Source organism: Bradyrhizobium sp. Ash2021 (assembly GCF_031202265.1).
GTDB lineage: Bacteria > Pseudomonadota > Alphaproteobacteria > Rhizobiales > Xanthobacteraceae > Bradyrhizobium.
Map to the genome: position 1 here is coordinate 1,761,636 of NZ_CP100604.1, position 11,257 is coordinate 1,772,892.

Below are 11,257 nucleotides of genomic sequence, written 5' to 3' on the forward strand. Positions count from 1 at the left end.
GCGACATGAGAGCACGCGGTTGACCGGGATCTCCGCCTCATGCCCCGTCTGCTCCGACGAGAAACATTCCGGGCAACCGCTGCATCGCGATCCGCGTCCAGCCGACCTTTGACAGTAAGGTCCGAATTCCCCGGACTTAAGCGTTGAATGAACGTTCGAAGAAGTCGACGAAGGCGCGCGCCTTGGCGGTCGCCGCGCGGCCTGTCGGAAGCACCGCCCACAGGTCGAGTGGCGGGAGACTCCATTCCGACAGGATCGCACGGACTGCCCCAGATCGCAGCTCAGGGCTGAACATCCACTCCGACGCTATGGTCAGTCCTGCATGGGCGAGCACGGCGGCTCTCACGCCCTCCGCAGCGGTTACCCGCAATCGGCTTTGAACGCTAACGGCCAATTCCGTACTTTCGCGTCGGAACGACCATACGCTGCCTTCTCCCTGAAGATAAACGACGGCCTGGTGTTTGCTCAGTTCACTCGGTGTCGACGGCGTGCCCGCCCGATCGAAGTAGGTGGGTGTACCCAGCACGAGCCGCTTGCACCTTGCGATGCGGCGAGCTGTCAGAGTCGAATCCATCATCTTCCCCATCCGAAGAGCCACGTCGATACCCTCTTGGACGAGGTCGATCTGACGATCGTCCAAAACCACCTCGAGATCCAGTTCTGGATGCTGCGCCATGAACTGCGGCAACATCGGAATGAGATGGATCCGCGCGAACGTGACGGCGGCGCAGACGCGCAATCGCCCTTTGAGACCCGCTCCCGCTCCGCGCGCGGCGAGCTCGGCCTCGGCCGCTTCTTCGAGCGCCCGCCTGGCGCGCTCAAGATAACTAAGCCCGGCTTCGGTGGGCGTTAGTCCTCGCGTCGAGCGAGTCAGCAGCTTGACTCCAAGATATTCCTCCAGTTGCGCGACCGATTTCGAGACAGCTGGTTGTCCTACTCGAAGCTGTCGGGCCGCTCCTGAGAAGGAGCCCGTCTCAACGACCCGCACGAACGTTTCCATCGAAGCCAAACGATCCATCCTATTCTCCGCAGGAATGAGCGATATAGCTCCGCTCTATCTGCCATGCCGGGCGGGAATTGGCCATCTCTGTACGTGTCCGAGCCCGCCGAGGAGAGAAGCTATGAACACTTACGAAGACCAGACCGCGATGCCGGTCCGAACCGCCACAGCCAATTCCGGTGGGATGGCCCGCGCGGAAGCCATCGCGCTCGAAGCGGCCCAGGCGCTGTCCGGAACGGCCAGGGACGCTCTGCTGGCCTATGCGATGACGGGCAGCGCCGTGGCGAGCATCGCCGTCGTCGCCGCGCCCCATCTTGAGGTGCTACTGCGGTGCATTTTCCATGGACGTGGATAGCGGCCGCAGGCCATCACGCGCTCGCAGCCGTGCTCAACTGGTACAGCCGGCCAGTCGCATCCAGGTCCTCAATGCGCCATTCGCCGCCGACGCCCGCGATCATCCACCTAAGCATCGCCCAAAGATCGGCGTCGACCTCCGGGTCGTTCAACGGTTCCAGCGCGTCGGGCAGGGCGTAGATCTCGATCCCGTCGGGAAACGGTTCTCCGCTGCGACCTATGAAGGCAAGCGCGTAGATCATTCCCGAGGGTGCCCGCACGTAACCGGAACGCGACAGGGCGTTCGTGTCGAGAGAGAACTGCTTGACGAAGAATTCTCGGAATTCCGCGTAGTGTCCGACGCGGTCTTCCGCGAGCACCAGCGCTCTTCTTTTGCCTTCGAGCGCCGGATTTTCGACGACTTGAATTGCTGTCATGGCTGCCTTCTCTCGATGCGGTCCAGGAAACGGTTGATCTTGCCAGCGATCTCCTCGCCGGAATCCTCCTGCAGGAAGTGCCGGCCCGTCACCAACTCGGGCCCCTCGGCATGCGGCAAGAGTTCTTTGAAGCGCGTCGCGAACGTCTTGTAGTCGAAGACCTCGTCTTCGCGCCCCCAGACCAGCAGCGTCGGGAGTTTCGACTTCCTCAGCTCGCGTTCCAGCCATTCGAAGCGAGCCAGGCCGCGAGCGCTTTCGTCGAGCGGGATCCAGCGCGGCCAAGTCCACGTGAGCAGACGCGATCCCGGATCGGGCAGGATGTCCTCATAGACGCTCTGGGCTTCTGCCCGGAACTTCTTGCGGTCGACGACGGAAAGGTACATCCCCCGACCGGCAAGCGCGTTGTGCCGTCCGAGGAGGTAGGGCCCGACAAGGGGCGCATGCATCATGCGCCAAGGAAAAATGCGCTTGTGAAATTCGGCCGGAGGTAGTGGCCATGCCCACGTGCTCATGATGACTAGGGCGCGGACGCGGTCCGAATTCGATAGGGCAAAACCGAGACCGGTGGGGCCGCCCCAATCATGACAGACGATGGTGGCGTTGCGCACATCGAGCTGTCGCAGGAGGCTGGTCAGATTGGCGATGTGTCCGTCGAGCGTGTGGGCTTGCTCCCGGACAGGCTTCTCGGACAGCCCGAAGCCGATCATGTCCGGAATGATCACGCGCCTGCCCGCCGCGGTCAGCGGTTTGATGAATTTCCGGTACAGAAATCCCCAAGCCGGGTTGCCGTGCAGGAGAACCACTGGGTCGCCGGCGCCCTCGTCGACGTAGTGCATGCGCCAGCCATTGACGCGCTTGAATTTCGGCTCGTACGGCCATTGCTCATGCGCGAACCGCTGCCCTGTTTCCGACGCGTCCATCCTTTTCCTCCCTATCCAAAGAAGATGACGGCTTGGCCGTTGAGGCCCGGCAGCCTGACCACGGCGCCTAGAGATTTACCCGTCGCGAAATCGAACGCGACGACTTCGTCCTGGGCCACGCAATACAGATGTTCGCCCGACCCGAAACGTAGGCCGCGCGGCTTCCTGAACCCGAGCCCGCGATCTGCAGCAAGGACGCGAACAAGACGGCCGTTGGATCGATCATATTCGCGGAGGGTCGTCACTGCGTTCGGATCTCCAAAGGGTTGTTCACTGCTGACGACCACGTTTCCGCTTGGCGCGATCGTGAGATCGAGCGGACTGAGATCCGGATCTTCGACCTTCCAAGAAGGATTGATCCTCCACTCCTGATCGAACGCCAGAATGGTATTGTCGCCTTCGCCGCCCGGGCCGATGCCGGATGCGAGAAAGAGAGTGCCGTCCTGTCCGAAGGCGAAACCGCGGGGGAACGGGACCACTGCAGTCGGAAGCACAGCTTCGCCAGATCCGTCGAGCGTCGGCGCAAACGCCATGATCGTCCGCGCAGCGCGCAATCCGACATAGTACCGCCCATCTGGTCCGAAATTACCGCCGCCTGGGTTAAGCCCGGGTATAACGCCGGTGTCGCGCACCACACGCGCCTTGCCATCGAGCCCCAGAATGCGGTCCGAGCCACTGTTGAGGAAGAGCAATGAACCGTCGACGCCGACCCCGCGCGGGTCGATGATCCGGTGGTCCTCACTGAAAGGGCCTAGCAACTCGCCGTTCGCATCGAACGCTAACAACTTGCCGTAACCCGAGCCATTCGCGCCCGAGGCACTTGTTACAAGGAGGGCCATGGGAGGCTCCTATGGTTATCCTCAACCGATCATCTCGAGGGCCAGGGCGATCCCCTGGCCGCCGCCAATGCACATCGTGACAATACCCCTCTTGAGACCGTCCCGGCGCATCGAATGGAGGAGACGGGTGGTCAGCACGGCGCCGGTCGCGCCGATTGGATGGCCGTGTGCGATGGCGCCGCCCTCGACATTCACGATCTCGGGCGGCAGCTTGAGTTCCTGCATGACCGCAAGGGCTATGGCGGCAAACGCTTCGTTGATCTCGATGCGATCGACGTCAACATTACTCCAGCCGGCGCGCGCCAGCGCCTGTCTGACAGCGGGGATCGGGCCGAGGCCGAACATGCCCGGCTCGACCGCCGCGATGCCGTAGGACACGAGCTTGGCAATCGGCGCCAGACCGCGTTTGGCGGCCCAATCCTCTCCCGCCAGCACCATCGCCGCTGCGGCGGTGTTCAAGCCGGGGGCATTGCCCGCGGTGATCGTGCCGCCATCGCGGAAAGCCGGCTTCAGCTTGGCCAGCGCCTCGATCGTCGCGTCCGGGCGGTTATGCTCATCGACCTGGAACGTGCTCGGTCCCTTTCGGGCGCGAACGTCGACGGGCACGATCTCGCCCTCGAATTTGCCGGCGCTCTGCGCGGCGGAAAAGCGCGTATGCGAACGCTGGGCCCATTCGTCTTGCTTTGCGCGGCTGATCTGAAACTTTGTGACCAGGTCTTCCGTATGCCAGCCCGAGTGCGCGTCAGAGAAGGCATCGTTGAGGCCGTCGCGCAACACGCTGTCGTAGAGGCTGCCGTCGCCCAAGCGGTGGCCCCATCGGCCGCGCGCGACCAGGTAGGGAGCTGTGTCCATGTTCTCCATGCCGCCGGCGACGGCTGCATCCACCGAACCCATCAGGATTTCGTGTGCTGCGGAAACGATTGCCTGTGCGCCGGAGCCGCAGACGCGATTCACCGTCATGGCAGGTACCTGGACCGGAAGTCCCCCGTGGATCGCTGCCTGGCGCGCGGGATTCATCTTGTTGCCGGCCTGCACCGTGTTTCCCATGACGACCGTGCCGAGCTCGTCAGGCCGCAGGTTGGATCGATGAAGAGCGGCATTGATGGCCGCCGCGCCCAGTTCGACGGCAGGAATATCCTTCAACGTACCGCCGAATGTTCCGACGGCCGTTCGAACAGGCTCAACGATCACTACCGAGTGCTTCGATGTCATGGAAAGACCTCCGCCGAAAAGACGCACAGCAAGTGAGAACCTAGCTGTCGTGCATGGAAGGATTCGGGCAGAGCGGTCATCGTAATAAAGCTTATTCCTGCGCGGAATATGCGGTTAGGGAAGGAGGGGATACCATCCATGCTATGTCTTTGTTTCGATTGCGCTTTTGGCCTTTCGTGGAGTGTGCTCGGATTCCATGAAGATGCAGCCAACCCGGCTGGCCCAGAGTGGGCATCGGGCAGTAGAATGAAGCGGGTTCTGCGCGGGCGGCTTCCCATGTCGATCCACGATGCCGAGCCAACAGCGGGAATGCTTGTATGAACGGTCTTCGCAATGTTCAGCCCGGGGACGTGCTTTCCTTTGGCCCGTTCAGTCTGTTACTGGCCGGCAGGATGCTGAAGAGGGCAGCTGAAACGATACCGCTGGGAGGGCGCGCGCTCGACGTCCTGATCGTCTTGACGGAGCGGGCTGGCGAGGTCGTCAGCTACAGCGAGCTAATTTCCTTAGCGTGGCCGAATGTTACTGTGGACGAGTCCAATCTCCGTGTTCAGATTGCCACCCTCCGGAAAGCGCTGAGCGATGGAGAGCACGGCGCTCGTTACATTTCGAATGTTACAGGTCGCGGCTATTGCTTCGTCGCGCCCGTTTCGCGTTCGACCGGGCGGCTGACGGTCGCGGAAGGAAGTTCGGACGGTGAGCAGCTCAGAAAGCTGCCGCCGCGATTGGCGCGGATGGTCGGTCGAGAAGAAGCTGTTCGAGCCGTATCGGAGCAGCTCGCTGCAGAGCGCTTCGTGAGCATCGTCGGTCCGGGCGGCATAGGCAAGACCACGGTCGCGATTTCGGTCGCGCATGCATTGCTGAACGGCTTCGGCGGCGCCGTCTCCTTCGTCGATCTGAGTTTATTGACGAATCCCCGGCTCGTTCCCACGGCAGTCGCTTCAGCGCTTGGCTTCATGATCCAAGCTCATGATCCATTCGGGAGCCTTGTGGCCTTTATAGGTGACAAGAAGGTCCTCCTGATCCTCGACAACTGTGAGCACGTGATCGATTCGGCAGCTGAGTTGGCCGAACGGGTCGTCAGCGAGGCACCGCAAGCGCATATCCTCGCGACCAGCCGCGAGTCGCTGCGTGTCGAAGGTGAACACGTCCACCTTTTGTATTCCCTTGCTTGTCCGCCCGGGCATGCCGATCTTACCGCCACGGAAGTGCTGAGCTATCCGGCTGCTCAGATATTCATGGAACGGGCCGCAGCTGGTGGCCACGGAGCAGGTCTGAGCGACATTGAAGCGCCGATTGTCGCTACGATCTGTCGTCGACTTGATGGTATCGCGCTCGCGATCGAACTCGCCGCCAGTCGTGCCGGTTCTATTGGGATTCGCGGAATCGCGGAGCTGCTTGATAATCGCTTCAGCCTGCTCTGGCATGGACGCAGGACCGCGCTGCCCAGACACCAGACCCTGAACGCTATGCTCGATTGGAGTTACAATCTACTGCCCGAGCTGGAGAGGACCGTTCTTAGCAGGCTCTCGGTATTCGTGGGCGATTTCACGATCGAGGCGGCCCGCTCTGTCGCGTCCGAAACGCTGGGCGAAGAGGCGAGCACTACAGATGCTCTCGACAGCCTGCTCGCGAAGTCGCTGATCTCCACAAGCTGGATATCCGGCTCGACATACTATCGCTTGCTCGACACGACGCGCGCCTACGCGAGAGGAAAGCTTGCCGATCGAGGGGAGGAAGCTCGCGTCGCCCGGCGGCATGCAGAGTTCTATTCCGCCTTTCTCCAAAGCGATGACATCACGCGCTCAAGGATCGGCAAAAACAATCTTTCAAAATACGCTCCGCATATAGGAAACGTGCGTGCGGCGCTGGAGTGGGCATTGTCCGATCGTGACGATCCCACCTTTGGAGTGGCTCTCGTCGCGCAATCGGCGCCGCTGCTGCTGGGCCTGTCTCTGCTGGAAGAGTGCAGGCGCTTTTGCGAAAGCGCTCTGGCGGCTCTCGACGATGCCGGCAACTCTACCAGAACGGAGATGATCCTCCAGGAATCGCTGGCACTCGCGTCGATGCACACGCGCGGAAATGACCCCAACGTTCGCACGGCAATCGAGCGTGGGCTCGCGCTTGCCGAAGCGCTCGAGGACAGGTCGCGCCAATTGCAGCTCTTGGCGAGCTTGAATTTGCTTCTCGTCCGACAAGGTGATCTTCGCGGCGCCAGAGCGGCTGTCGACAAAGGAAAGAGCGTAGCACAAGCAATTTCGGACCCCGCTGGCCTTATCTGGGCCGATTGGATGACGGGTGTCTCCTATTACTTGAGTGGAGATCAAGTCGCTGCTCAGTTTCACCTCGAAAATGGAATGTCTTTTGCTGCCGAAAGCGGTTCACACCATGCCAACTACTTCGGGAGCGTCAATCGCATAGGGGCCAAGGTGGCTCTCGCCCGAGTCTTGTGGCTGCGCGGGTTTCCTGATCGGGCCATGACAATGGCGCAAGATGCAATCGATGAGATGAGCCGCGGCGGAAGCCATCCCGTATCCGTTTGTACGTCCCTTCTCTATGGCGGTTCGGTTGTTTTTTGGACCGGGAATCTCACGACGGCTTGGGAGTTGGTGGAACAGTTGATAGCTTTCGCTGGACGACACTCTTTAGCACCCTATCGGGCCGCGGGCATCGGATTCAAGGGAGAACTGCAGATCGCGAGAAATGAGGTGCCGGCAGGAATAGAGTCGTTGAGGGAAGCTTTGGAGCTTATGCAGATTGAACAGTATAATGTGATTCGTACCACCCTCATGGGCGCGCTCGCAGACGGGCTTCGAAAGGTCGGGCGGTTAACAGAAGCGCTCGCAACGGTTAATGACGCAATTGCCCGGTCGACGGATACAGGTGCCGAATTTGACGTACCAGAACTGCTGCGAATCAAGGCGCAAATCCTCGCAGCGCGCAAGGACCATAAGGCCGCTAGGAGTTGTTTGAAGGACTCGATAGCAAAGGCGCAGGCACAACATGCGCTCAGCCTTGAACTCAGGTCGGCGATGACACTTGCCAGCCTGCTGCAGCGTGAAGGCAAGCTGGCCGAAGCTCGTCGATGCCTGGCAAGTGTATTCGAACGTTTCACGGAAGGTTTCGAGACCGCGGATCTCAGGGCGGCGCTTGGGCTCCTTGAAGAGCCGCACCCATAATTTTAGACGGGCGGAGAGTCTCGATAACGTCCTTGTCCATACAGCGGAGCCGCTTAGGGATCTGCTGGATCTTCGGCTTTTTGCCGAATTTCAAGACACCACGAACGCCTTCGACCGGACGATGGCCACTTCGCCTGTGCCGTGCTCGTCAGCAATGAGCTTCGTGATTACCGAGGCAAGATCGGTTATCAGGGACGGACCCCCTCATTGGTGAGCAACCGACGATCGCTGTCGCGCACGTCGTGAGGCGCCACAGCAGTTTCATCGTTACCGCCAACGATGAGTAGCATGGTCTGTCGAACTCCCTTGCCTTGACCTTTTATTTCGTGCTGGACGATGAACTCATCGTCCAATTGATCATTCTGCGCAGCCGCCGCGATATCCTGCGGGCGACGTTTCCCGTCCAAGGTCATCTCGGCGTCTCCACGTTTAACAGTTTCTTAGAACGTTTAACTCGCCTTCGCAGGAGAATTGCGCGACGTTTAAGCGAGCAATCGGGTTATTACCGGCTCCTCATCTGCGAGAAGAATACCCATGCGGGACGCCAGCGGCCGTGTCGGGACGGAGAGACGTAATGAGGACTGCCAAGCCATCGCCAGCACGACGCGGACCGTATTCACGAAAAAGCACGGCTCGATCCCGTCGCGCTACTCCCGGACGCGGCTGATGCCGTGAAATGGCGACCATCCGCCGTGTCGCTCAAACCGACAGGGAGCAAACTATGAGCATGCTGTTCTCGGCGGCCAGGATTGGCCCCTATCAACTTTCCCATCGCGTCGTGATGGCGCCGCTGACGCGGATGCGCTCCGATCCAGGCGACATTCCGAGCGACCTGATGGTCGAATATTATTCCCAGCGCGTATCAGAAGGTGGGCTCATCATATCGGAGGCGACGCCGATCTCGATCCGTGGCTATGGCTATGCCGGCGCGCCAGGTATTTACTCGGATAGTCAGATCGAGGGATGGCGCCGCGTCACCGATGCGGTTCATGCCAAGGGCGGCCGGATGTTCCTGCAGCTATGGCATGTCGGCCGCCAATCGCATACCGACCTACAGCCCAATGGCGAGGCGCCGGTTGCGCCGTCCGCGATCGCGGCGGAAGGTTATGCCTACACCAAAGAAGGAGAAGTGCCGTTTTCGATGCCGCGCGCGCTTGCTTTGGAGGAGATTCCGGGGATTGTCGAGGAGTTTCGTGCTGGTGCCGAGCGCGCATTGAGCGCAGGTTTCGATGGTGTCGAGATTCACGGCGCGAACGGCTATCTGCCCGATCAGTTCCTCGAGGACGGCACCAACAAGCGCACGGATGAATACGGTGGTCGCATCGAAAACCGCGCGCGCTTCCTTCTGGAGATCAGCCGGGTCGCGATTTCGGTCTGGGGAGCCGATCGCGTGGGCGTGCGGCTCTCGCCGAGCAGCACCTATGGCTCGATGTCGGACAGCGATCCGGCCGCGACTTTCGGCTATGTGGCAGGCCAGCTTGATCACTTGGGCGTCGCCTATCTTCACGTGATCGAGCCGCGCATCAAGGGCATCGAGGAGATTGCCAAGGGGCAGGCCCCGGTTGCCGCGCAACAACTGCGGGGGAAATTCAGCCGCACCTTGATCGCTGCCGGCGGATTTAACGGTGAGAGCGCCGCGGCCATTATCGCGGCCGGCGACGCGGACCTCGTCGCGTTCGGCCGCCACTTTATCGCAAATCCGGATCTTCCCGAACGGCTGCGGCATAAGTTGCCTTTAAACCACTATGACCGGTCGACGTTCTACGGCGGCGACAGGCGAGGCTATATCGACTATCCGAGGCACGCCGAGATATCGCCGTCAGAGCTCTAGTTCTGCACTGAAGCGGTGGGGCGCCGCACGGCCGGCCCGTCGCATCGTACGGCCTGAAAGTGCCCTATCCTGATGATTGTGAAAAACATGCCGAGCCATCCTTCATCGTCCAGCGAGCCTCCAATCGAGCTCCCTCCATTGGTTGCTGCCTTCGTCGAGGCGACAAACAACTTCGATTTGGATCGACTTATGGTCACCTTTGCTGACGATGCGCTTGTCAACGATCAACTACTTGATTACTGGGGCAAAGCGGCCATCAGACGCTGGGCAGAGCGGGACATTATCGGCGAAAGACTGACGATCGCGGTCACAAGAGTGGTGGAGCATTACGATAGCTTCGTTGTTACTGGCGAAATTGATGGAAATTTTGATAAGCGTGGTTTGCCGGAGCCGCTTGTCCTGGCCTTCTATTTTATGCCTCACGATGATCTCATCGTCCAGCTGATCATCTTGCGCAATCGTCGCGACATTTGACGTTTGATTGACCCGACCTCCGCCGGCCGGGTTCCAAGTACATGGCTTCAGCGTACGCGTCAGGATTTACAAAATCTTAGAACGTTTAACTCGCCACGGAGGTGAAGTCGCGCGACGTTAGTCCCTGCGGCGTGTTCTTCGGACCTGCCCTAGAGGAGAACGCACATGTGAAAGACGAGAAGCCAGGTCGGGGCTGCGGAAGGTAAACAAGGATTCCGCATCGGAACGCGGGCCGCAACTCGTAGCATGACGGCGGCGGCCCCGAGGCCGCAGAAGGTCACGAATTTCGAAGCGGTGCTGCTTGCCGTAATCAGTCACGATCTTCGTCAGCCACTGCAGGTCATGCAGAACGCTCGCGAACGCCTCGGATATGGAGTTCGAACGAGCTCGGACGCCGCGCGATGATAGGAACGGGCGTGCAATTGAGAGGAATGTAGCATGAGCAAGTCCGACACGATCACTCCTGCCGGTCAACACGTCGCCAAAGATTCGTCGCCAGCAGGAAACGAAGCGTTTGCCGTGAGACCGGTGCGTTTAACGGTCAACGGCCGGGACTGCACCGCACTTGTCGAGCCGAGGACGACACTTCTCGACGCCCTGCGCGGAGCGTTGTCGTTAACCGGGACGAAGAAGGGCTGTGACCGCGGAGAATGTGGAGCATGTACGGTGCACGTGGATGGCCGCCGCGTGCTCTCTTGTATGTGTTTGGCCGCAATGCAAGAAGGCAAACGTATCACCACGGTCGAGGGATTGGAGCTAAACGGAGAGCTTCACCCGGCGCAGGCGGCCTTCATAGAACATGATGCGTTCCAATGTGGCTTCTGTACCGCGGGGCAGATCATGTCGGCCGTGGCCATGATTGAAGAAGCAAAAGCGGGATGGCCAAGTGCCGCTACACAAGATGTCGCCAAGCCGTTTACTATGAGCAATTTTTCGCTCCAGGAGATCCGCGAGCGAATGAGCGGAAATCTGTGCCGTTGTGCGTGCTACCCGCATATTGTGGTTGCCGTGGAAGCGGCGGCAAGGAATTGAGCC

The 11,257-nt window shown here is 60.4% G+C and carries 11 protein-coding genes; 5 read left to right on the forward strand and 6 right to left on the reverse strand.

All coding sequences use genetic code 11. From position 1 onward, the window contains the following. Positions 1-136: 136 nt before the first annotated feature. Positions 137-1,018 (reverse strand): LysR family transcriptional regulator, encoded by an 882-nt coding sequence (locus NL528_RS08395; RefSeq protein WP_309182238.1) that lies wholly within the window; start codon positions 1,016-1,018, stop codon positions 137-139. Between the two features lie 103 nt (positions 1,019-1,121). Here NL528_RS08395 and NL528_RS08400 point away from each other — a divergent pair, with 103 nt between their 5' ends. Next, positions 1,122-1,355 (forward strand): hypothetical protein, encoded by a 234-nt coding sequence (locus NL528_RS08400; protein WP_309182239.1) that lies wholly within the window; start codon positions 1,122-1,124, stop codon positions 1,353-1,355. 13 nt (positions 1,356-1,368) lie between these two features. Here NL528_RS08400 and NL528_RS08405 read toward each other — a convergent pair whose 3' ends face one another. The 4 genes from NL528_RS08405 to NL528_RS08420 are packed head-to-tail and all read right to left on the reverse strand — an operon-like array spanning position 1,369 to position 4,741. Then, positions 1,369-1,770, reverse strand: a complete 402-nt coding sequence (locus NL528_RS08405) for a hypothetical protein (RefSeq protein WP_309182240.1) — start codon at positions 1,768-1,770, stop codon at positions 1,369-1,371. Beyond that, positions 1,767-2,690 (reverse strand): alpha/beta fold hydrolase, encoded by a 924-nt coding sequence (locus NL528_RS08410; protein WP_309182241.1) that lies wholly within the window; start codon positions 2,688-2,690, stop codon positions 1,767-1,769. The genes NL528_RS08405 and NL528_RS08410 overlap by 4 nt, the downstream gene beginning before the upstream one ends. Before the next feature lie 11 nt (positions 2,691-2,701). Next, complete coding sequence (locus tag NL528_RS08415; RefSeq protein ID WP_309182242.1) at positions 2,702-3,529, reverse strand: hypothetical protein; 828 nt, start codon at positions 3,527-3,529, stop codon at positions 2,702-2,704. A 21-nt stretch (positions 3,530-3,550) separates the two neighbouring features. Further along, entirely contained in the window at positions 3,551-4,741 is a 1,191-nt protein-coding gene (locus NL528_RS08420; protein WP_309182243.1) for a thiolase family protein, read from the reverse strand. 317 nt (positions 4,742-5,058) lie between these two features. Here NL528_RS08420 and NL528_RS08425 point away from each other — a divergent pair, with 317 nt between their 5' ends. Continuing rightward, complete coding sequence (locus NL528_RS08425; RefSeq protein WP_309182244.1) at positions 5,059-7,917, forward strand: winged helix-turn-helix domain-containing protein; 2,859 nt, start codon at positions 5,059-5,061, stop codon at positions 7,915-7,917. Between the two features lie 188 nt (positions 7,918-8,105). On the opposite strand, the gene NL528_RS08430 is transcribed toward NL528_RS08425, so the two are convergent. Continuing rightward, a complete protein-coding gene (locus NL528_RS08430; RefSeq protein WP_309182245.1) occupies positions 8,106-8,330 on the reverse strand; it encodes a hypothetical protein in 225 nt (74 codons plus the stop codon). A 308-nt stretch (positions 8,331-8,638) separates the two neighbouring features. Between NL528_RS08430 and NL528_RS08435 the strand changes: the two genes are divergently transcribed. From NL528_RS08435 to NL528_RS08445, 3 genes are all read left to right on the forward strand, one after another. Then, on the forward strand, positions 8,639-9,748 hold the full coding sequence (locus NL528_RS08435) for an alkene reductase (RefSeq protein ID WP_309182246.1): 1,110 nt from the start codon (positions 8,639-8,641) through the stop codon (positions 9,746-9,748). A 72-nt stretch (positions 9,749-9,820) separates the two neighbouring features. Further along, complete coding sequence (locus NL528_RS08440) at positions 9,821-10,222, forward strand: nuclear transport factor 2 family protein (RefSeq protein WP_309182247.1); 402 nt, start codon at positions 9,821-9,823, stop codon at positions 10,220-10,222. A gap of 438 nt (positions 10,223-10,660) precedes the next feature. Continuing rightward, positions 10,661-11,254 carry a 2Fe-2S iron-sulfur cluster-binding protein gene (locus tag NL528_RS08445; protein WP_309182248.1) on the forward strand — a complete coding sequence of 198 codons (594 nt, stop codon included), beginning with the start codon at positions 10,661-10,663 and terminating at the stop codon, positions 11,252-11,254. The last annotated feature ends 3 nt before the right edge of the window (positions 11,255-11,257 follow it).

Coding starts and splice junctions, on each gene's coding strand:
- NL528_RS08395 (WP_309182238.1), bottom strand. CDS start 1,018: ATGGATCGTTTGGCTTCGATGGAAACGTTCGTGCGGGTCGTTGAGACG.
- NL528_RS08400 (WP_309182239.1), top strand. CDS start 1,122: ATGAACACTTACGAAGACCAGACCGCGATGCCGGTCCGAACCGCCACA.
- NL528_RS08405 (WP_309182240.1), bottom strand. CDS start 1,770: ATGACAGCAATTCAAGTCGTCGAAAATCCGGCGCTCGAAGGCAAAAGA.
- NL528_RS08410 (WP_309182241.1), bottom strand. CDS start 2,690: ATGGACGCGTCGGAAACAGGGCAGCGGTTCGCGCATGAGCAATGGCCG.
- NL528_RS08415 (WP_309182242.1), bottom strand. CDS start 3,529: ATGGCCCTCCTTGTAACAAGTGCCTCGGGCGCGAATGGCTCGGGTTAC.
- NL528_RS08420 (WP_309182243.1), bottom strand. CDS start 4,741: ATGACATCGAAGCACTCGGTAGTGATCGTTGAGCCTGTTCGAACGGCC.
- NL528_RS08425 (WP_309182244.1), top strand. CDS start 5,059: ATGAACGGTCTTCGCAATGTTCAGCCCGGGGACGTGCTTTCCTTTGGC.
- NL528_RS08430 (WP_309182245.1), bottom strand. CDS start 8,330: ATGACCTTGGACGGGAAACGTCGCCCGCAGGATATCGCGGCGGCTGCG.
- NL528_RS08435 (WP_309182246.1), top strand. CDS start 8,639: ATGAGCATGCTGTTCTCGGCGGCCAGGATTGGCCCCTATCAACTTTCC.
- NL528_RS08440 (WP_309182247.1), top strand. CDS start 9,821: ATGATTGTGAAAAACATGCCGAGCCATCCTTCATCGTCCAGCGAGCCT.
- NL528_RS08445 (WP_309182248.1), top strand. CDS start 10,661: ATGAGCAAGTCCGACACGATCACTCCTGCCGGTCAACACGTCGCCAAA.